Source organism: Nocardioides sp. J9 (assembly GCF_007829375.1).
Classification (GTDB): domain Bacteria; phylum Actinomycetota; class Actinomycetes; order Propionibacteriales; family Nocardioidaceae; genus Nocardioides.
In genome coordinates, this window is the sequence record NZ_VLJQ01000054.1 from 50,358 (window position 1) to 69,370 (window position 19,013).

At 72.0% G+C, this 19,013-nt stretch carries 23 protein-coding genes and 1 riboswitch; of the genes, 13 read left to right on the top strand and 10 right to left on the bottom strand.

Annotation, left to right across the window (positions count from 1 at the left end):
- The first annotated feature begins 33 nt into the window (after window positions 1-33).
- On the top strand, window positions 34-201 hold the full coding sequence (locus tag L615_RS05495; RefSeq protein WP_084254997.1) for a Flp family type IVb pilin: 168 nt from the start codon (window positions 34-36) through the stop codon (window positions 199-201).
- Here L615_RS05495 and L615_RS05500 read toward each other — a convergent pair.
- From L615_RS05500 to L615_RS05520, 5 genes are all read right to left on the bottom strand, one after another.
- Complete coding sequence (locus L615_RS05500; protein ID WP_145724377.1) at window positions 168-1,421, bottom strand: M48 family metallopeptidase; 1,254 nt, start codon at window positions 1,419-1,421, stop codon at window positions 168-170. The two genes, L615_RS05495 and L615_RS05500, sit on opposite strands and share 34 nt — an antisense overlap.
- 4 nt (window positions 1,422-1,425) lie before the next feature.
- On the bottom strand, window positions 1,426-2,130 hold the full coding sequence (locus L615_RS05505) for a hypothetical protein (RefSeq protein ID WP_145724378.1): 705 nt from the start codon (window positions 2,128-2,130) through the stop codon (window positions 1,426-1,428).
- Window positions 2,039-2,614, bottom strand: coding sequence for a hypothetical protein (locus L615_RS05510; protein WP_145724379.1), 576 nt, complete (start codon window positions 2,612-2,614; stop codon window positions 2,039-2,041). The genes L615_RS05505 and L615_RS05510 overlap by 92 nt, the downstream gene beginning before the upstream one ends.
- Complete coding sequence (locus L615_RS05515) at window positions 2,611-3,534, bottom strand: C40 family peptidase (protein ID WP_261376570.1); 924 nt, start codon at window positions 3,532-3,534, stop codon at window positions 2,611-2,613. The genes L615_RS05510 and L615_RS05515 overlap by 4 nt, the downstream gene beginning before the upstream one ends.
- A 99-nt stretch (window positions 3,535-3,633) precedes the next feature.
- Window positions 3,634-3,795: riboswitch (cyclic di-AMP (ydaO/yuaA leader) on the bottom strand.
- Between the two features lie 192 nt (window positions 3,796-3,987).
- Entirely contained in the window at window positions 3,988-4,194 is a 207-nt protein-coding gene (locus L615_RS05520) for a hypothetical protein (RefSeq protein WP_028655220.1), read from the bottom strand.
- A gap of 87 nt (window positions 4,195-4,281) precedes the next feature.
- Here L615_RS05520 and L615_RS05525 point away from each other — a divergent pair, with 87 nt between their 5' ends.
- Together L615_RS05525 and L615_RS05530 are read left to right on the top strand one after the other, a co-directional pair.
- Window positions 4,282-6,009, top strand: a complete 1,728-nt coding sequence (locus L615_RS05525; RefSeq protein WP_145724381.1) for a DEDD exonuclease domain-containing protein — start codon at window positions 4,282-4,284, stop codon at window positions 6,007-6,009.
- Window positions 6,006-6,284 (top strand): Lrp/AsnC family transcriptional regulator, encoded by a 279-nt coding sequence (locus L615_RS05530; RefSeq protein ID WP_028655219.1) that lies wholly within the window; start codon window positions 6,006-6,008, stop codon window positions 6,282-6,284. Before L615_RS05525 ends, L615_RS05530 begins: the two co-directional genes overlap by 4 nt.
- 6 nt (window positions 6,285-6,290) lie before the next feature.
- Here L615_RS05530 and trpD read toward each other — a convergent pair whose 3' ends face one another.
- From trpD to L615_RS05545, 3 genes are read right to left on the bottom strand one after another with little or no spacing between them, the layout of a single operon-like run.
- Window positions 6,291-7,313 (bottom strand): anthranilate phosphoribosyltransferase, encoded by a 1,023-nt coding sequence (gene trpD, locus L615_RS05535; RefSeq protein ID WP_028655218.1) that lies wholly within the window; start codon window positions 7,311-7,313, stop codon window positions 6,291-6,293.
- A 16-nt stretch (window positions 7,314-7,329) separates the two neighbouring features.
- Window positions 7,330-7,731, bottom strand: a complete 402-nt coding sequence (locus L615_RS05540; protein ID WP_198020162.1) for a hypothetical protein — start codon at window positions 7,729-7,731, stop codon at window positions 7,330-7,332.
- Between the two features lie 10 nt (window positions 7,732-7,741).
- Entirely contained in the window at window positions 7,742-8,698 is a 957-nt protein-coding gene (locus L615_RS05545) for a cytochrome c oxidase assembly protein (protein WP_261376571.1), read from the bottom strand.
- A gap of 175 nt (window positions 8,699-8,873) precedes the next feature.
- Between L615_RS05545 and L615_RS05550 the strand changes: the two genes are divergently transcribed.
- The 7 genes from L615_RS05550 to L615_RS05580 all read left to right on the top strand — a co-directional run bounded on the left by L615_RS05550 (window position 8,874) and on the right by L615_RS05580 (window position 15,038).
- Window positions 8,874-9,479, top strand: coding sequence for a heme-copper oxidase subunit III (locus L615_RS05550; protein ID WP_396954715.1), 606 nt, complete (start codon window positions 8,874-8,876; stop codon window positions 9,477-9,479).
- Between the two features lie 58 nt (window positions 9,480-9,537).
- Window positions 9,538-10,440, top strand: a complete 903-nt coding sequence (locus L615_RS05555) for a c-type cytochrome (protein WP_145724383.1) — start codon at window positions 9,538-9,540, stop codon at window positions 10,438-10,440.
- Window positions 10,437-11,534 carry a ubiquinol-cytochrome c reductase iron-sulfur subunit gene (locus tag L615_RS05560; protein WP_222430452.1) on the top strand — a complete coding sequence of 366 codons (1,098 nt, stop codon included), beginning with the start codon at window positions 10,437-10,439 and terminating at the stop codon, window positions 11,532-11,534. Before L615_RS05555 ends, L615_RS05560 begins: the two co-directional genes overlap by 4 nt.
- Entirely contained in the window at window positions 11,524-13,245 is a 1,722-nt protein-coding gene (locus tag L615_RS05565; RefSeq protein WP_145724384.1) for a cytochrome bc complex cytochrome b subunit, read from the top strand. The genes L615_RS05560 and L615_RS05565 overlap by 11 nt, the downstream gene beginning before the upstream one ends.
- Window positions 13,246-13,329: 84 nt before the next feature.
- On the top strand, window positions 13,330-13,836 hold the full coding sequence (locus L615_RS05570) for a GNAT family N-acetyltransferase (RefSeq protein ID WP_145724385.1): 507 nt from the start codon (window positions 13,330-13,332) through the stop codon (window positions 13,834-13,836).
- Between the two features lie 54 nt (window positions 13,837-13,890).
- Window positions 13,891-14,502: a DUF5701 family protein gene (locus L615_RS05575; protein ID WP_145724386.1), complete on the top strand. Its 612-nt coding sequence runs from the start codon at window positions 13,891-13,893 to the stop codon at window positions 14,500-14,502.
- A 47-nt stretch (window positions 14,503-14,549) separates the two neighbouring features.
- A complete protein-coding gene (locus tag L615_RS05580; RefSeq protein ID WP_028655212.1) occupies window positions 14,550-15,038 on the top strand; it encodes an SRPBCC family protein in 489 nt (162 codons plus the stop codon).
- On the opposite strand, the gene L615_RS05585 is transcribed toward L615_RS05580, so the two are convergent.
- Window positions 15,028-15,375, bottom strand: coding sequence for a metalloregulator ArsR/SmtB family transcription factor (locus L615_RS05585; RefSeq protein ID WP_028655211.1), 348 nt, complete (start codon window positions 15,373-15,375; stop codon window positions 15,028-15,030). The two genes, L615_RS05580 and L615_RS05585, sit on opposite strands and share 11 nt — an antisense overlap.
- A 98-nt stretch (window positions 15,376-15,473) precedes the next feature.
- Here L615_RS05585 and arsM point away from each other — a divergent pair, with 98 nt between their 5' ends.
- Window positions 15,474-16,316, top strand: a complete 843-nt coding sequence (gene arsM, locus L615_RS05590) for an arsenite methyltransferase (RefSeq protein ID WP_145724387.1) — start codon at window positions 15,474-15,476, stop codon at window positions 16,314-16,316.
- Between the two features lie 12 nt (window positions 16,317-16,328).
- On the opposite strand, the gene L615_RS05595 is transcribed toward arsM, so the two are convergent.
- Window positions 16,329-17,348 carry a membrane protein gene (locus L615_RS05595; protein WP_028655209.1) on the bottom strand — a complete coding sequence of 340 codons (1,020 nt, stop codon included), beginning with the start codon at window positions 17,346-17,348 and terminating at the stop codon, window positions 16,329-16,331.
- Between L615_RS05595 and L615_RS05600 the strand changes: the two genes are divergently transcribed.
- Together L615_RS05600 and L615_RS05605 are read left to right on the top strand one after the other, a co-directional pair.
- On the top strand, window positions 17,347-18,057 hold the full coding sequence (locus tag L615_RS05600; RefSeq protein WP_145724388.1) for a hypothetical protein: 711 nt from the start codon (window positions 17,347-17,349) through the stop codon (window positions 18,055-18,057). The two genes, L615_RS05595 and L615_RS05600, sit on opposite strands and share 2 nt — an antisense overlap.
- 37 nt (window positions 18,058-18,094) lie before the next feature.
- Entirely contained in the window at window positions 18,095-18,901 is an 807-nt protein-coding gene (locus tag L615_RS05605) for an acyl-CoA thioester hydrolase/BAAT C-terminal domain-containing protein (RefSeq protein WP_145724389.1), read from the top strand.
- Window positions 18,902-19,013: the final 112 nt, after the last annotated feature.

A 19,013-nucleotide genomic window follows, 5' to 3' on the forward strand; every position in this document is an offset into this window, starting at 1 on the left:
CGGAAGAGCAGAGCCAGAGAGGGAACCGACGAGATGCAGCCCGGGACGGACGTGGGGCAGGTGGCCCTGCTGGACGAGCGCGGTGCGACCTCGGTCGAGTACGCGCTGCTGATCGCCCTGATCGCCGCGGTCATCGTGGGAGCAGTGGCCATCTTCGGTGGCGTCGTTCAGGACCTCTTCGACTTCGACTTCCCCGGGTAGGCCCGGGCCAGCCCGACCCGTTCGAGCACGGTCGGGTGCGAGCCGAACCAGAAGTGTGACCACGTCGGAGGAGTGGGGTCGGCGTGGGCACGCAGGGCCAGACGGCGCTGGAGCGCGACGAACGACTCGGGGTCGTTTGTCTGCTCCAGCGCCGTCTGGTCCGCCCGGGTCTCCAGGGCCCGGCTGATCCCGTTCTGCACCGGGGAGGTCGCCAGCCCGGCCAGAGCCACCACGGCCAGCAGGAGGGGCACCGTCCCGGCGCTGCGCAGGTCGCGGCGCGGCACTCCCCCGGTGAGCACCAGGCCGAGCAGGCCGACCCCCACCAGCGCCCCGGCCGCCCCGAGGGCCGTGCCGGTCACCACGTCGCCGTGCTCGGCGTGGGCCAGCTCGTGGGCGACGACCGAGAGCACCTCGTCGCGCGGGGTGCCGTCGACCAGGTTGTCGTAGAGCACGACCCGCCGGGTGTGGCCGAAGCCGGACACCCAGGCGTTCAGCGTCGTCGTACGACGTGAGGCGTCGGCCACCAGCACGTCGTCCACCTCGACGCCCTGGCGCTCGGCCAGCGCCAGCACCTCGGTGCGCAGCGGCCCGTCGGCCAGCGACTCGAAGCGGTTGAAGMCCGGCTCGACCAGCAGCGGGTAGACGAACGAGCCGAGCACCACCAGCCCGGCGGCCACGACGCCCGCGACCGCCGGCCAGGCCCGCGGCAGCAACCGCACGCAGCCGACCAGCGCGACCACCGCCAGGGACGTGAGCACGACCGAGACGCCCACGCTCTTCGCCACGTCGGCCGACCACGCGGCCCAGGTGCCCGTCGCGAGGCCCTCGTCGAGGGCGAGCCGGCGCAGCGCGACCGAGAACGGCAGCGTGGCCACCCGGCCGACCACGGCCAGTCCGGCGACGACCAGCACGATGCGGACCCACCACCAGCCGGGCACCCGCTCGGCCCACTCCCGGCCGCGGCGGCCGAAGCCGAGCCAGCAGGCGACGGCGAGCGAGACCGCCAGCGAGGACCAGCTCCACGTGCGCGCCCAGCGCGCGTAGTGCTCCCCGCGCTCGATCTCGGAGAAGGTGAACACCGAGTCCGCGTCGGCCGGGGGCGGCATGCCGCCCGGCACCGGCTCCCACGGCACCCGGGTGGCGGCGAGCAGCACGAAGGCCGCCACGCCGAGCAGGACGGTGCCGAGCGCGACCCGTCGCGTCGCCCGTGCCTCCTCCACGGCCCTACTCTGGCACGCCGGCCAGCGCCGCCAGGCGGGAACGCCACGCAGCCAGCAGGTCGTCCTCCGACCACCCGAAGCCCCGGCGCAGCGCGTCCGCCGTCCCGGCACCGTCGAGCACCTCGCGGTAGAGCGTCGCCAGCGCGTCGTCCCCGCCGCGGTCGGCCAGGGTCTCGGCGACCTGCCACGCGCCCTCGTAGAGGGTGCCCAGGTGCCCGGCGCCCGGGGAGAAGTCGCTGTCGGCGGGCAGCCGGTCGGGCAGCCCGTCGCGCTTGACCTGGCGGATCACCTGCGCGGCGGTGCGGGACTCCGGCAGGTCGACGTCGCGCAGGGCGACGTGGTCGGCGAAGCCCTCGACGAGCCACAGCGGCGCGTTCCTCGCCCCGACCGCCCCGGTCACCGCGTGCACGGCCTCGTGCGTCATCACGACCTGCGCGGCGACCCGGTCGAGGCCGTCGAGGACGGCGCGGTTGACGAACACGTGGACCGGGCTCCGCGGAGCCGTGGTGCCGTCGACCGGCGCGGTCACCGCGGCGATGGAGTCGTAGGCGCCCCGGTCGGCACCGAGCACGCGGTGCAGCTGCTCGCCGTCCTCCGGCACCTCGACGACCAGGCCGTCACCGCGGCCGAGCAGCGGCCGGGTGGCGGCGACGGCACGGGCTGCGCGCTCGGCGTAGCGGTCCGCGACCTCCGGCTCGCCCGCCGCCATGACCAGCGCCCCCGGCACGCGCCGTACGACGAGGCCGCCGCTCGGCCGCGGCCACGCCGGCGATCGTGCGCCCCCCGTCGTCGAAGGACACCGCGACCTCGGTGCGCGCCGCGGCGCGGTCGAAGCCGTCGACGCGCCAGGAGACCGACACCAGGCCGTCCCAGCCGTCGTCGCCGTCGGTCGCGCCGGTCTCGGTCACGTAGCCGAGGCTGACGTCCTCGAGCCGCAGCGCGGTGGCGTTGCGGGCCAGCGCCGCGAGCAGGTCGGCGGACTGGTCGTCGGCGCCGAGGTCGGCAGCGGCGCCGGGGTCGTCGAGCGCGTCGCGCAGCGCGGCGAGGGTCGCCGTGGCGACCGTCGGGTCAGCGGCGTCGCTGCGGGTGGCCGGCGGCGGGGCGACGTACTCGTCGCCCGAGCAGCCCCCGCCCAGCAGGGCCCCGACGGAGAGCACCCCCGTCAGGGCGGAGGTGACGACCCGCCGGGTCACCCAGGCCGGACCGCTCCGGCGTAGGGCATCTCGTCGACGCTGGAGACCTTCACGCCCGCACCGGGGTTGGCCGCGTGGACGATCATGCCGTTGCCGAGGTAGATCCCGACGTGGCTGACCGGGCTGTAGTAGAAGACGAGGTCGCCCGGCTGCAGGTCGCTGCGCGAGACCGGCGTGCCGGAGCCCATCTGGGCGCGCGAGGAGTGCGGCAGGCTGACGCCGGCCTGGGCCCAGGCCATCATCGTGAGGCCGGAGCAGTCGAAGGCGTTGGGGCCGGCCGCACCGTAGACGTAGGCGTCGCCGACCTGCGCGAGTGCGTAGGCGATGGCGGCCTTGGCCCGGCCCGAGGCGGGGATGGAGCCCGCGGCTGGGACCCGGCCGCTGCCGCGGGACAGGATCTCGGCGCGCTCCTCCTCCTCGAGCTTCGAGAGGAGCTCCTTCGCCTTCGCGAGCTTCGCGTCGGCGCTCTCCTTCTCCTTGCGCAGGGTCCTCTTGAGCGACTTGACGTCGTCGCGCCGCTCCTCGGTCTGCTCGAGCCGGATGGCGTAGGCCTCGAGCTCGTTGTCGTAGTCCGACAGGAGCGAGTCCTGGATGCCGTCGACGGTGGAGAGCGTGGTGAGCTCGTCGAGGAAGCCCTGGGAGTCAGAGGTCATCAGCTCACCGGCCGGACCGAAGCCGCGGTCGCGGGAGCTCTCGATGACGGCGTCGCGCACGTCGGCGCGGACGCCGTCCAGGGCGTCGCCCTGGCGGGTCTGGTCGGCCTCGAGGGAGTCGAGGTCGCGGTTGAGCTCGCGGAGCTCGAGCCGGGCGTCGTTGAAGCGCTCCGAGGCCTGCTCGGCCTGGTGCAGCAGCTTCTCGACGCGGTCGCGGACGGTCTCGATGTCCGGCTCGGCCTGCGCGGGGTTGGTCGGGGCGCTCACCGAGAACGCGATCGATCCGGTCAGGGCCAGTGCGGCGAGTGAAGCGGTGGTTCGTTTCCGGCCGTTCAGCACGTGCTGGCGGTCCCCTCTGTGGTGTCGTACGCCTACCGGGTGAGCTGTCGGGTTCGGGCACGACTTGCCCTACCCGCGCTCCCTGCTCCCCGGCCGCCCGTGGGTGGCCTGGTCGCCCCTTGCGCGGGACTCACCCCAGATGTGGTTGGGTCCCCGGCTCCGGGACCGCGGACGGCCCCGGACTCAGCGCGGTGCCCGCGCGGATCGTCGACCCACTTCCACGGACACCTGAGCGAGCAGCCTAATCGCGGGCCACGGCGCGACCAAACCCCGTCGTGCGTGTTGTGGACACGTGGCGCGAGACACAGGTCACACCTGTATCACCAGTCGCTCCACCCCCACATGTCCCACCCGGTCCGGGCCCGGGCCGGGTGTTGCCGGTCAGGCGGACTCCACCTCGGGCGCGGACACCGGGCGGACCAGCCGCAGCGGTGGCACCAGGCCGCCCTCCGCGAGCGCGTCGAGCGCACGCAGCTCCTCGTCGTCGATCACCAGCTCGGGAGGGGGTCCGAGCAGCACGGTCACCACGCAGTCGTGGCACGCCAGCCCCCGCACCACGCAGGTGTCGCAGTCGATCCTCGTCGTCATGGGGCGAGCGTGGCAGGAGGGGCCGACACAACCCCCGCACGGCACCACCTGCACGATTGCGTCGGCGGTCCCGCTTACCGTCGGGGCATGACCTCGACCGCCACCGCAGCGCACCGGTGGGAGGAGCAACGCTCGTTCGAGGAGCTCGGCCGCCCGCTGCACGACGTCACGTTCTGCGTGGTGGACCTGGAGACGACCGGCGGCTCGTTCGCCGACGGCGACATGATCACCGAGATCGGTGCGGTGAAGGTCCGCGGCGGCGAGGTGCTCGGCGAGTTCCAGACGCTGGTCAACCCGCACACCTCGATCCCCGCCTTCATCGCCGTGCTGACCGGGATCACCAACCGCATGGTCGCCGACGCGCCGTCGATCCGCTCGGCCCTGCCCGCCTTCCTGGAGTTCGCCGCCGGCAGCGTGCTCGTCGCCCACAACGCCCGCTTCGACGTCGGCTTCCTGCGGCACTTCGCCCGCGAGATGGACCTGGCCTGGCCCGACTTCGAGGTGCTCGACACGGTCAAGCTCGCCCGGCACGTGGTGACCCGCGACGAGGCGCCCAACCACAAGCTCTCCTCGCTCGCGCGGGTCTTCCGCGCCTCCACGACCCCCAACCACCGCGCCCTCGAGGACGCCCGGGCCACCGTCGACGTGCTGCACGGGTTGATGGAGCGGCTCGGCGGGCTGGGCGTGCACACCCTCGAGGAGCTGCAGGGCTACTCCGCACGCGTCGCCACCGCCTCGCGGCGCAAGCGCCACCTGGCCGACGCCCTCCCCCACGCGCCGGGGGTCTACCTCTTCCACGACGAGCGGGAGCGGGTGCTCTACGTCGGCACCTCGCGCGACCTGCGCCGCCGGGTGCGCTCCTACTTCACCGCCTCCGAGAAGCGCAGCCGGATGGGCCAGATGGTCCAGCTCGCCGCGTCGGTGACCGGGATCGAGTGCGCCACCCCGCTGGAGGCGCAGGTGCGGGAGCTGCGCCTGATCGCGGAGCACAAGCCGCCCTACAACCGGCGCTCGCGACACCCCGAGAAGGTCACCTGGCTCAAGCTGACCCGCGAGCCGTGGCCCCGGCTGTCGCTGGTCAAGAGGGTCCTCGACGACGACGCCGACTACGTCGGCCCGTTCTCCTCGCGCGCCAGCGCGGAGAGCTCGCTGCAGGCGCTGCACGAGGTCTTCCCGATCCGCCAGTGCAACGACCGGCTCGCCCGCCGTCCGTCCCGCTCGCCCTGCGTGCTGGCCGAGATGCACCGCTGCCTGTCCCCGTGCGACGGCAGCGTCGACGAGCAGTCCTACGCCGCCGTCGTCCGCCAGCTGCAGGACACCCTCCTGCGTCGCCCCGACGACGTCGTCGACCTCGTGCAGGCACGGATGGCCGCCCTCGCCGAGGAGGAGCGCTTCGAGGAGGCGGCCCGGCACCGCGACCGGCTCGCCGACTTCATCCGCGGCGCCGCGCGCAACCAGCGGCTCCGGGCGCTCACCGGCTGCCCCGAGGTGGTCGCCGCGCGCCGCGAGGAGGACGGCCGCTGGGCGGTCCACGTCGTGCGCCACGGCCGGCTCGCCGCCGCCGGCACCATCCCGCCCGGTGCCGACGCGCTGGCGTGGGTCGAGGCGCTGCGCCACACCGCCGAGACCGTGCTCCCCCAGGTCGGGCCGACACCGGCCGCGACCGCCGAGGAGACCGAGCGGATCCTGCGCTGGCTGGAGTCCCCAGGCGTGCGCCTGGTCGACGTCGTGGGCGAGTGGACCTGCCCGGTGCAGGGCGCAGCCCGGCACGTCGGGCTGACCGTGCGCTCCACGCTCCCTAGGCTGGACCCATGATCACCGCCATCGTGTTCGTCCAGGCCGAGACCGCGCGGATCCCGGAGGTGGCCAGCGCCATCGCGGCCCTGGACGGCGTCAGCGAGGTCTACTCCGTCACCGGCCAGATCGACCTCATCGCGCTGGTGCGGGTCCGCAACCACGAGGACATCGCCGCCGTGGTGTCCGACAAGCTCAACAAGGTCGAGGGCGTCGTCGACACCGAGACCCACATCGCCTACCGCGCGTACTCCCGCCACGACCTCGAGGCGGCCTTCTCCATCGGCCTGGACTGAGCTGCCTCAGGCGGACGCGGCAGCGACCCAGCGCTCCAGCGTCGACTGGGCGGCGCCGGAGTCGATCGCCTCGCCCGCGCGGCGGATGCCGTCGGCGAGCGCCTCCTCCACGGGGGCCCCGGGCGCGTCGTAGACCGCGAGCGCGGCGCCCGCGTTGAGCAGCACCGCCTCCCGGACCGGGCCGGGCTCCCCCGCCAGCAGGCGTCGTACGACGTCGGCGTTGTGTGCCGCGTCACCGCCCCGGAGGTCCTCGGTGGTCGCGGGGCTGAGCCCGAACGCCGCCGGGTCGACCTTCGCGGTGCTCACGGTGCCGCCGTGGACGACCCACAGCGAGGACGTGGTGGTCGTCGTCAGCTCGTCGAGCCCGTCGTCGCCGCGGAACACCCACGCGTCGACGCCGCGCGCGGCGAACACGCCGGCCATCACCGGGGCGAGCCGCGCGTCGGCGCAGCCGATCGCCTGGGCGGCGGGCCGGGTCGGGTTGGCCAGCGGCCCGAGCACGTTGAACGCGGTGCCGATGCCCAGCTCCTTGCGCGGGACCGCGGCGTGCCGCATCGCAGGGTGGAAGGCGGCGGCGAAGCAGAAGGTGATCCCCGCCTCGGTCGCCACCCGGGCCACCCGGTCGGCCGGCAGGTCGAGCCGGACCCCGAGCGCCTCGAGCACGTCGGCGGTGCCGGCCTTCGACGAGGCGGAGCGGTTGCCGTGCTTGACCACGCGGGCGCCCGCGCCCGCGGCCACGATGGCCGACATCGTCGAGATGTTCACCGAGAACGAGCGGTCCCCGCCGGTGCCGACCACGTCGAGCAGGCGCCCGGGCACCGAGATCGGCGTCATCACGTCGTACATCGCGTCGACGAGGCCGGTCAGCTCCTCGATCGTCTCGCCCTTGGCGCGCAGCGCGACCACGAAGCCGGCGATCTGCGCCGGGGTCGCCTCGCCGGCGAGGATCTCCCCCATCGCCCACGCCGCCTGGGCAGGCGTCAGGTCCTCCCCGGCCACGAGCGAGCCGAGGACGTCAGGCCACGTCATCCCGTGGAGCCCCTGCTCAGGCGGGGACGCGGGCGCGCAGCAGCGACACGACCGCCTCGGCCAGCTGGATCGGGTCGATCGGGTGCGGCACCGCGGCGTCGGCACGCGACCAGGTCGCCAGCCACGCGTCCTGCGGGCGGCCGGTCAGCACGAGCAGCGGCGGACAGTCGTAGATCTCGTCCTTGAGCTGCTTGGCGACGCCCATGCCGCCGGCGGGCACGGCCTCGCCGTCGAGGATCGCGAGGGCGAGGTGCCCTGCGTCCATGTGCTGGATCACCACGGGCTCGGTGGCCACCTCGACGTACTCCAGCTCCGGCAGGTCCGGGTGCGGGCGCCGGCCGAGGGCCAGGATCACCTGCTCGCGGGTGTGCACGTCGTCGCTGTAGACAAGCACCTTCAGAGGCTTCGGAGAGCTCACCCTCGCGATGCTACTCGGCCTCGGGCCCCGCCGGGGGCCGGGTCTCGGCCGCGGCGAGCCGCTCGCGCCGCTCGAGGCGGTCCAGCCGGCGGTCCTCCCGCTCGGCCTCCTTCATCGACGAGCGCACCCACTGGATGAACAGGACGACGAAGAAGATCACGCCCACCAGGTCGCCCGCGCCCCACAGGATCCCGCCGGCGAGGTGCTGGTCGTCGTACGGGTCGGGCAGCCACGCGCCCATCGGTCCGTCGTGCAACGCGGGGTACCAGTCGCCGCCCAGCAGCTCCTTCTGCCCCATGATCGTGACGCCGAGGAAGGCGTGGAAGGGCAGCGTCATCACCGTGAGCAGCACCCGGAAGGGGTGCGCCACGCGGCCGGGCAGCGGGTCCACGCCCACGATCGGCCAGAAGAAGATGGCGCCCACCAGCACCAGGTGGACGTGCATCATCTCGTGCACGTAGGTCGAGCGCAGGGACGCCTCGTACCAGTCGGTGAAGTAGAGCGCCCACGGCGAGATCACGTAGAGGCCGAACGCCAGCGGCGGGAACCCGAGCACCTTGGCCAGCCGCGAGTGGAGCACCGCGAGCAACCAGCCGCGCAGGAGGCGGGGCAGGGTTCGCAGCGCGAGCGTGACGGGCGCACCCAGCGCCAGGGAGAGCGGAACCACCATCGACAGCACCATGTGCTGGACCATGTGCGCACTCAGCAGCACGGTGTCGTACGCCGCGAGGCCGGACGACGTCGCGAGGTAGAACGACAGCATGCCGATCAGCCAGGCGATGGTCCTCCCGACGGGCCAGGAGTCGCCGCGCCGGCGCAGGGCCGCCACGCCCACGAGGTAGAGGCCGGTCGCCCAGACGGTCACGACCAGCGGGAGCGGGGCCAGGCCCCACTCGGACAGCAGGGCACCCGCGTCGAACGGCGGGAGGTCCTCGACGGCGGCGGCGGCCGTCACCACCAGCCCCACGGGCACCCCCTCGCGTCAGTCACGGCCGGATCCCGGGCGGGAAAACCAGCCTCCACGAGCGTAGGCGGGGGGTGATGACCGTTCATAACGGGGGGTCGGGATGCCCCCGCCGAGCGATACCGCCATAATGGCGCTCGTGGCGATCTCAGCTTCGGCATCTCTTCCTGCTTCGCGCCTGCACGGCCAGCACGACCGACCCTCGATGGTGGCGGTCGGCACGATCATCTGGCTGTCCAGCGAGCTCATGTTCTTCGCTGCCCTCTTCGCGGCGTACTTCACGATCCGGTCGGTCTCGCCGGAGATGTGGGCGGAGAACACCGAGCTGCTCAACGTGCCGTTCGCGAGCGTCAACACCACGATCCTCGTGCTGTCGTCGTTCACCTGCCAGTTCGGCGTGTTCGCCGCCGAGCGTGGCCAGGTGGCGCGCACCGGTGGGCTGCTGCAGCTGAACAAGTGGGGCCTGCGCGAGTGGTTCATCCTCACCTACGTCATGGGCGCCATCTTCATCGGCGGCCAGGCGCTGGAGTACGCCGAGCTGATCCACCACGGGGTGACCATCCCGAAGGACGGCTACGGCACGATGTTCTACCTGACCACCGGCTTCCACGGGATCCACGTGACCGGCGGCCTCATCGCGTTCCTCTTCGTGCTCGGGCGCACCTACGTCGCCCGGAAGTTCACCCACGAGCAGGCGGTCAGCGCGATCGTCGTCTCCTACTACTGGCACTTCGTCGACGTGGTCTGGATCGGACTGTTCGCGGCGATCTACCTGATCCAGTGACCGCCCGCGTCCTGATGACGACCCACACCCCCAGCCCGACCCGGACCAAGGACTGATTGTGCGCCTTCTGAACCGCTCCGCCGGTCGCCTCTCCAGGCACCGCCGCGGCCCGCTCGCCGGCCTCGTCGTGCTCGTGCTGGGCCTGCTGCTGACGGGCGGCCTCTACGCCGCCCTCGCGCCGGCCCAGGCCGACACCGACGCCGACCAGGAGGCGCTGGTCCAGGAGGGCCGGGAGCTCTTCCTCATCGGCTGCGCGTTCTGCCACGGCCAGAACGGCGAGGGCGTCCTGACCCAGGGCGGCTCGCAGTACGGCCCGGCCCTGACTGACGTCGGTGCCGCCGCGGTCGACTTCCAGGTCGGCACCGGCCGCATGCCGATGGCCCAGCCCGGCGCCCAGGCGCCGCGCAAGGAGGTCGTCTACACCAAGGACGAGATCGCCGCCCTCTCGGCGTACGTCGCGTCGCTGGGCACCGGCCCGGCCATCCCGGACGCCGACCTCTACGACACCGACAAGCCCGGTGACCTCAACGGCGACGGCAAGCAGGACGACGAGGACAAGGTGCTCCTCGTCGCCCGCGGCAGCCAGATCTTCCTGGCCAACTGCACCGCCTGCCACAACTTCGAGGGCTCCGGCGGCGCTATGCCGCGCGGCGGTTTCGCCCCCAAGATCCGCGGCGTCGACCCGAAGCACATCTACGAGGCGATGCTGACCGGACCGCAGTCGATGGACACCTTCTCCGACGGCAACATCCCGCCTGAGGACAAGAAGGCCGTCATCGCCTACATCGAGGCCCTCGAGGAGACGCCGGGCTACAGCGGATTCACCTTCGGCGGCCTCGGCCCCGTCAGCGACGGCATCATCGTGTGGGTCGGCGGCATCGGCATCCTCGTCGGCTTCGCGGTCTGGATCGCGGCACACACCACCCGCTCGAGCAAGCAGAAGGACGAGGCGGCAGCGTGAGCGACGCACACACCCCCGACGAGCACGGCGGCCAGGTGGCCAACGTCGCCCCGATCGCCGACCCGGGCCTGCCGGCCCACCAGTGGCGACCGACCGACGTCGACCCGGGCCAGGAGAAGCGCGCCGAGCGCCAGGTCGCGGCCCTGTTCGGCCTCTCGGCCGTCTGCGTCATCTTGTTCCTGGTCTCCTACTTCGCCTTCGACATCGGCGACAACTGGCACGTCATCGGCGGCTTCGGCGCCTCGACCATGGCCCTCGGCGTGACCCTCGGCCTCGCGCTGCTCTTCATCGGCGTCGGCGTGATCCACTGGGCCCGCAAGCTCATGGGTGACCACGAGATGGTGGAGATGCGCCACTCGGCCCGCTCCGCCGACGAGGACCGCGCGGTCACGCTGAAGGCGCTCGACGACGGCATCGCCGAGTCCGGCATCGGCCGCCGGCCGCTGATCCGCAACTCGCTGCTCGGCGCGCTCGGCCTGGTCGGCATCGCGCCGGTCGTGATGCTGCGCGACCTCGGTCCGCTGCCGGGCAAGAAGCTCTACCACACGATCTGGGGCGACGGCACCGCTGACCGCCCGATGCGGATCGTCCGCGACGGCATCTGGACCCCGATCCTGGCCTCGGACCTGGAGATCGGCGACCTGGTCAACTGCCAGCCCGACGCACTGTTCAACCCGGAGCGCTACGGCATCGACCCGAGCGAGGTCGAGGGCGTCAACCTCCAGATCCACAAGTCCAAGGCGTCGCTGATCCTGCTGCGCATGAAGCCCGAGGACATCAAGCCGGGCAAGGACGCCAACGGCAACAGCCGTGAGAACTGGGACGTCAACGGCATCGTGGCGTACTCCAAGATCTGCACCCACGTCGGCTGCCCGATCTCGCTGAACGAGCGGACGACCCACCACCTGCTCTGCCCCTGCCACCAGTCGACCTTCGACCTCGCCGACTCCGGCAAGGTGGTGTTCGGCCCCGCCGGCCGTCCGCTGCCGCAGCTGCCGATCACGGTCGACGACGAGGGCTACCTCGTGGCGCAGAGTGACTTCGACGAGCCGGTCGGCCCGAGCTTCTGGGAGCGTGACTACTATGAGCGTTGATGTGAGCAAGGTCGCCACGACCAACGGCACGCAACCTGCCACGGGCGCCAAGGGCCCCAAGGCCGCCGGCGCGATCGCGAACTGGGCCGACGAGCGCCTGGGCCTCGGCACGGCCATGAAGAAGAACCTGCGCAAGGTCTTCCCGGACCACTGGTCCTTCATGCTCGGCGAGATCGCCCTGTGGAGCTTCGTCGTCCTGCTGCTGACCGGCGTCTTCCTGACGCTCTGGTTCGACCCGAGCATGACCGAGGTCCAGTACGACGGCTCCTACGACCCGCTGCGCGGCGTCCACATGTCGTCGGCGATGGCCTCGACGCTCGACATCTCCTTCGACGTGCGCGGCGGCCTGCTCATGCGGCAGATGCACCACTGGGCCGCGTCGATCTTCATCGCCTCGATGATGATCCACCTGCTGCGCGTCTACTTCACCGGCGCGTTCCGCAAGCCGCGCGAGCTCAACTGGGTCATCGGCTGCCTGCTGCTGCTGCTCGGCACCATCGAGGGCTTCACCGGCTACTCGCTGCCCGACGACCTGCTCTCCGGCACCGGGGTGCGCGCCGCGGACGGCTTCGTGAAGGCCACGCCCGTCGTGGGGACGTACCTGTCGTTCTTCCTCTTCGGTGGGGAGTTCCCGGGCGACTCGATCATCCCGCGGTTCTACGTGATGCACATCCTGCTGATCCCGGCGCTCCTGCTGGCCCTGGTCGCCGCCCACATGATGCTGCTCGTCTACCACAAGCACACGCAGTGGCCCGGCCCCGGCCGCACCGAGCAGAACGTCGTCGGCTACCCGATGCTGCCGGTGTACGCCGCCAAGGCCGGTGGCTTCTTCTTCATCGTGTTCGGCGTGATCACCCTGCTGGGTGGCCTCGTCTCGATCAACGCGGTGTGGAAGCTCGGCCCCTACGACCCGTCCAAGGTGACCGCGGGCTCGCAGCCCGACTGGTACATGGGCTGGCCCGACGGCCTGCTGCGCATCATCCCGCCGTGGGAGACGCACATCTGGGGCGTCACCTTCTCGTGGAACGTGATCATCCCGATCCTCGTCATGCCGCCGCTGATGCTGATGATCCTGATGGCGCTGCCGTTCATCGAGTCCTGGGTCACCGGCGACAAGCGGGAGCACCACCTGCTGCAGCGTCCGCGCAACGCCCCGACGCGTACGGCGATCATGGTCGCGCTGATGACCTTCTACGGCCTCTCGTGGGCCGCGGGCGGCAACGACATCATCGCGATCAAGATGGACCTGTCCATCAACCAGATCACCTACTTCCTGCGGGCAGCGGTGTTCATCGGTCCGGTGATCGCCTACATCGTCACCAAGCGCTGGTGCATCTCCCTGCAGCGTCACGACGAGGAGCAGCTGCTCCACGGCTACGAGTCGGGCGTGCTGGTCCGCTCCCCCGAGGGCGGCTACGCCGAGAAGCACCTGCCGCTGCCGGAGGGCAAGGCCTACACGCTCACCGCTCGCGACGACGACCCGAAGCCGGAGACCGTCGACGACGTCGAGGCGTCCGGCCTCCAGGGCCGCAAGCTCCGCCTCCGCAAGCTGCGGGCGCGCCTGCAGGCTGCCTTCTTCGCCGACAACGTGCAGAAGCCGACGGCCGAGGAGCTGCACGAGGCGCAGCACCACGCCGAGCACGAGCTGCACGAGCTCGAGTCGCAGATCGCCGCCGGCCCGAACCGGCACGGTCCCTCCGAGGACCACTGACCGGCAGCCGGTCGCGCTGAACCAGAGGGCGCTGCTCCCCCACCGGGAGCAGCGCCCTCTGGCATTTCTCGTTACCGTGACCGCGTGCCCGTGCTCCGCCCCGCCCGCGCCACCGACGTCGCACGCATCGCGGCGATCTGGCACGCCGGCTGGCACGACGCCCACGACGGCAACGTCCCCGACGAGCTCACCGCCGCCCGACCACGGGAGTCGTTCGACGAGCGCGCGGCACAGCGGGTGGCGGACACGATCGTCGCGGTGACCGATGCCGACACCGGCGCTCCCGGCGCTGCGGTCATGGGCTTCGTGATGGTCGCCGGCGGCGAGGTCGACCAGGTGTACGTCGCGGCCGAGCACCGCGGCGCCGGCGTCGCTGCTCCCCTGCTCGCCGCCGCCGAGCGCCGCATCGCGGAGTCCGGCCACCGCACCGCATGGCTGGCCGTCGTCCCCGGCAACGAACGGGCCCGCCGCTTCTACGAGCGCCAGGGCTGGCGCGACGAGGGCTGGTTCGAGCACGACGCCCCGGGGCCCGACGGTCCGATCCGGGTTCCCTGCCACCGCTACGTCAAGGACGTGCGGCGGAACTCCTGAGCAGCGGTTTACGTTGTACAGTGTACGGCGTACACCACATCTCGAAGGAGCTCCATGACCCTTTCCGACCAGCTGCAGCGCCTCGTCGACCTCGGCCTGCCCGCCCTCGCCGACGTCACGCCGGCCGACCTCGCCACGGCGACAGCGGGGCTCGACGTCGGGCCCGGCGACGTCCTGGCCGTGCACCCCGCACTGGCGCCACCGAGCGCCCTCGCTCCCCTGCTCAGCAGGCAGGGCAAGCAGGGCTTCGTCGTCCACGACATGACCGACCTCGACGACTTCCACCCCACGCCGGACGTCGTGGTCCCGGACCGGCCGCTCTACGTGGTGTCCGGGGTCGACCGCGGTGACGACATGGCGAACTGGAGCCCGGAGGAGGCGGCTCCCGCGATCGCCCGGCGCGGGCGGACCCCGTTGACGATCAGCGAGGGCATCAGCTGGCTGCTCCAGCAGCCGGAGGTCCTCGAGCCCAACCGGTGCTTCATGTGCATCGGGTCGAGGAAGCCCAGGCCGAAGGGCTACGACGCCCGCACGCCGGCACTGTGGATCAGCGGCGGCACCGGGCACGACGGCCCGGCCCGCAGGAACGCGCCGAAGGTGGGCTGGTGCTGGTGGCGCAACCGGCACACCTGGCTGGGTTTCGCATCCGCCGCCGGGAGGCACTGATCCACGCGTCGACGAACCCCGCCGACGACGACAGAGAGGTGCACCCCGTGACCGAGCGGATCTCCGCACAGCGAACCGTGCCCGCGCCACCGCAGGCGATCTTCGACGTCCTCACCGATCCCGACGGCCACGTCGCCATCGACTCCAGCGGGATGCTGCAGGCCGCCTCGGGCAGCGCCGTGGCGCAGGTGGGTGACGCCTTCGTCGCCCACATGGACCGCGAGGCCCTCGGCGACGTGCCCCTGGGCACCTACGACGTCCGCGTCGTCATCACGCGGCTCCGGGCGCCCGAGCACGTCGAGTGGACGATCGAGGGGACGGTCAAGCCGCCCATCGGCCACGTGTACGGCTACGAGCTGGCACCCCACCCCGACGGGACCACCGTCACGTCGTACTGCGACTGGTCCGGCGCGGCCGAGGAGTGGAAGCCGATCTTCCCGGTGATCGACGAGAAGGCGCTGCGGGCCTCCCTGGGCCTGCTCGAGCGAGCCGTCCGGCGCGGCTACCCCACGCCGGCGAGCGACGTCAGGGCTTGAGGGCCCGGCTGAGCTGTTCGAGCGTGCCGTCGACGAGGCGGTAGAAGGCCCAGCGGCCCCGCTGCTCACGGACCACGAGGCCGGCGTCGACGAGCTGCTTCATGTGGTGCGACACCGTGGGCTGCGACAGGCCGACCGGCTCGGTGAGGTCGCAGACGCACGCCTCACCCTCGGGCTGCGCAGCGATCATCGACAGCAGCCGGACCCGGGTGGGGTCCCCGAGGGCCTTGAACATCCGGGCCAGCAGCTGTGCCTGGTCAGCGTCCAGCGCGCCGCCGGTCACGCTCGAGCAGCACGCCTGCGACGCATCCAGCAGGGGCAGCTCGGAGGTGGTCACGGATCCAGTGTGCCAGATCCATTGACATCCGTCGATACATCGACGAACCTCGATTAATCGAAGTCCTTCGATGAATCCCTCGACCCAAGGAGCTCCCCGTGACCGCGACCAACCACCCCACCCCGGGACCGTCCAGCGACGCCGTTCGCGAGCAGGTCCGCCAGCGGTACGCGCAGGCCGCCACCGCCGTCGGGCGAGGCAGCAGCAACACCGAGCTCAACGACGCCCTGCAGGTCGTCGACGGCTGCGGCACCTCGGACACCTCGTGCTGCGGCGGCGCCACCGGCACCATCGACGACGCCTTCGGGGCCGCGCTCTACGCCACCGACGACCAGGACGCCCTCCCCGCCGAGGCCGTGGCGGCGAGTCTGGGGTGCGGCAACCCGACCGCGGTTGCCGACCTCCGTCCCGGTGAGCGGGTCCTCGACCTCGGCTCCGGCGGCGGCATCGACGTCCTGCTCTCCGCCCGTCGCGTCGGGGAGACCGGGTTCGCCTACGGCGTCGACATGACCGACGAGATGCTCGACCTCGCCCGCGCCAACGCCGCCAGGGCGGGCGCGACCAACGTCGAGTTCCTCAAGGGCACCATCGAGGACGTCCCCCTGCCCGAYGSYTCGGTCGACGTSGTCATCTCCAACTGCGTCATCAACCTCTCGACCGACAAGCCGAAGGTCATCGCCGAGATGTTCCGTGTGCTCACCCCGGGCGGGCGGATCGGCATCTCCGACGTCGTCGCCGAGGACCACCTCTCCCCCACCGACCGCGCCGAGCGTGGCTCGTACGTCGGCTGCATCGCCGGCGCCCTGTCCCGCGCCGAGTACCTCGAGGGCCTGGCCGCAGCCGGGTTCGTCGACGCCGAGGTCGAGTTCACCCACGAGGCCGTCCCCGGCATGCACGGTGCGATCATCCGGGCGACCAGGCCGGAGCAGCCGGTCGCGTGAGGCTCGGGCTGGCTACAGGTCAGCCTTGCGGTCGCGCAGGGCGGTGACGGCGAGCGCGACCGCGGCGCCGACCACCGCCCACACGGCGATGAGGACGACCGGTCCGCTCGCACCGTTGCCGTCGAAGTAGATGATCTCGCGCAGCGCGGTCGTGCCGGCGCCGTTCGGGAGCCACTGGCCGACCGTCCGCCACAGGCCCGGCAGCAGCTCGGTCTGGTACGCACCGCCCGCGCTCGGGTTGCCGAGCACGACGAAGATCAGCACGGTGAGGCCGATGCCCAGCGTCCCGGCCAGCACCTGCAGCGCCATCGTGACCGTGGCCGAGGAGAGGACGAGCAGGGTGCCGACCGCCGCGACCTCCCAGAAGCTGCCCTCGATCGCGCCGATCACCGGACCGACGACCAGCGCACCCAGCAGGCCCGAGAGCACGGCGTACGGCACCATCGCCGCCAGCCGGATCGCCGCCCGGTTGCGGTTCGCCGGACGTGCACCCTTCGCGACGCCGAGCAGGGCCGCGACGAGGTAGCCACCGACGAGCCAGCCGATGACGAGGTAGAAGCCGCTCATGCCGCGGGCGTCGCCGTCCTGGAGCGGTACGACGTCGCTGAGCTCGATCGTCCGCCCCTGCTGCGCCTCCGCCGCGGTCAGGACCTGCTGCACCGCACCCTTGAGCGACTCTCCGCGGGCGCTGGCCACCAGCAACGTGTCCTCGGTGCCGGACGGGTCGACGACGAGCGCGGCGACCAGGTCGCCCTCCTCGATCTCGGCCCGCGCCTCGTCCGCCGACGCCACGACCCGGACGTCGAGCGGCTCACCGTCGATGCCGTTGAGCTGCTCGGCGAGGGCGTCGGCCTGACCCGCCGGTGCGACGACACCGACCTCGATCCCGCGGGGGTCCTGGTGGTGGAAGGCCCCGACGTAGGAGGCGATGAACGCGACCTGCACGAGCAGCACGCCGGCGATCAGCGCGACGGTTCGCAGGGAGATGGCGTCCTTGACCTCGTCGAGCAGGCCGGGTGCGTTCGTTGGCATGCTGGAAATCTACGGCTGCCGGTGCGCCGGGCCGCACCCGGCTCGCGTCCCTTCCACGTCGACTCCCCGACGTACCGCTCGGGTTGACGATCAGGACCTGCTGGTGCGCCCTGCTCGCGAGGGGCCGCCTGAGTGGCAGGATCACCGTGTGCGCACCGTCCTCGCCGCAGTCACCATCTGCGCCCTTGCCATCACGGCCGCGTGCTCAGGTCGTGAGGAGGCCGAGCATGAAGACCCGGAGGCGGCAAGCACGGGGGAGCGCCCGCAACGCTTCACCATCGCACCTGACGACTACCACGTGCCCTACGCCGGCACGGCGGAGGACGGACGAAAGTTCTTCCTGAGCGACGAGCTCTTCGACATCGGTGCCGACGCCGGGGAGCCGGCAGGCTACGTCGGGCTGTTCCTCTGGAATGCGGACGGCTCGTTCGACGAGGTACTCGTGGACCGGGTCGGCAGGGCGGCGGGGGTGCCGCCGGGACAGGCATCCAGCGCAGGCGCCGACGATCTCGTTGCCGAACGACTGCGGCAGCTGGGCACGTACGAGCTGGAGCCGATCACGGTCGAGCCGTTCCTCACCGTCGTCGACGGGGTGACCTTCGGCTGGGAGGTCGACCAGTACGACGACGGCACCTACTACATCGGCATCCGCCCCGGCGACTTCATCGTCTACTACGAGCCGTGGGACGGGTCCGGGTACGACACCTGAGCCGGGAACGGCCCACGCGAGATGGCAGGCTGCCGGCATGAGGGCTGAGCAGCTCGCGGACGTCGAAGGCGTGCGGTGGGTCCCTGACCATCCGACCGGCACGGCTGTCCTGGTGCTGGCGGGCTCCAGCGGGCGCGTCGACTCGTCTCGCGCCGAGCTGCTGGCTCGCCACGGCGTCGTCGCGGAGTCCGTGCGCTGGTTCGGCGGACCGGGCCAGAACGAAGGGCCCTGGGACGTCCCCCTCGAGCTGTTCCTCGACCGGGTCACCGGGCTCAGCGCGATTGCCGATCGCGTGGTCGTGCTCGGCACCTCCTTCGGTGCCGAGGCGGCGCTCCTGACCGGCGCCCACAGCCCCGTGGTCGGTGCGGTCGTCGCGTTCGCGCCGACCGACGTCGTGTGGGCCGGGATCCGACCTGACGGCAGCGTGACGTCGCACTGGACCCTCGGGGGGAGCGCGCTGCCGTACGTCGGCTTCGCGGAGGACTGGGAACCCGACACCGATCCGCCGGCGTACGTGGGTCTCTACGAGCAGTCCCGACGGCAGTCAGCCGAAGCGGTGCCGGCTGCCACGATCCCGGTCGAGAAGATTCCAGAGGTGCTGCTGGTCGCCGGCGCCGACGACCAGGTGTGGCCGGCGCTCGCGATGGCCGAGGCGGTGGTACGCCGACGCGCCMGCCACGGCCTCGCGACGACCCTGGTGTCCGATCCCGACGCCGGCCACCGGACGGTCCTGCCCGGCGAGCCCCGTGTTGCCGGCGGGATCCGCATGCGACGAGGCGGGACCGACGAGGCCGACCGCCGCCTGGGCGCCGCAGCATGGAGCGAGCTCGAGACCATCCTGTAGGTGGTCAGCGCCGGCGAGTCAGAACCGACGACCCCGAAGACGACGAGCGATCTGGGGCGGGCTGTGGATAGGGCTTCCGAGGAGGGGTTTGTGTCGGACCTCTGGTGTTGGG

What these genes read in the sequence shown, in the direction of transcription:
- L615_RS05495 (WP_084254997.1), top strand. Translation starts at nt 34, where the DNA reads ATGCAGCCCGGGACGGACGTGGGGCAGGTGGCCCTGCTGGACGAGCGC.
- L615_RS05505 (WP_145724378.1), bottom strand. Translation starts at nt 2,130, where the DNA reads ATGGCGGCGGGCGAGCCGGAGGTCGCGGACCGCTACGCCGAGCGCGCA.
- L615_RS05525 (WP_145724381.1), top strand. Translation starts at nt 4,282, where the DNA reads ATGACCTCGACCGCCACCGCAGCGCACCGGTGGGAGGAGCAACGCTCG.
- L615_RS05520 (WP_028655220.1), bottom strand. Translation starts at nt 4,194, where the DNA reads ATGACGACGAGGATCGACTGCGACACCTGCGTGGTGCGGGGGCTGGCG.
- trpD (WP_028655218.1), bottom strand. Translation starts at nt 7,313, where the DNA reads ATGACGTGGCCTGACGTCCTCGGCTCGCTCGTGGCCGGGGAGGACCTG.
- L615_RS05530 (WP_028655219.1), top strand. Translation starts at nt 6,006, where the DNA reads ATGATCACCGCCATCGTGTTCGTCCAGGCCGAGACCGCGCGGATCCCG.
- L615_RS05600 (WP_145724388.1), top strand. Translation starts at nt 17,347, where the DNA reads ATGCTGGAAATCTACGGCTGCCGGTGCGCCGGGCCGCACCCGGCTCGC.
- L615_RS05575 (WP_145724386.1), top strand. Translation starts at nt 13,891, where the DNA reads ATGACCCTTTCCGACCAGCTGCAGCGCCTCGTCGACCTCGGCCTGCCC.
- L615_RS05595 (WP_028655209.1), bottom strand. Translation starts at nt 17,348, where the DNA reads ATGCCAACGAACGCACCCGGCCTGCTCGACGAGGTCAAGGACGCCATC.
- L615_RS05565 (WP_145724384.1), top strand. Translation starts at nt 11,524, where the DNA reads ATGAGCGTTGATGTGAGCAAGGTCGCCACGACCAACGGCACGCAACCT.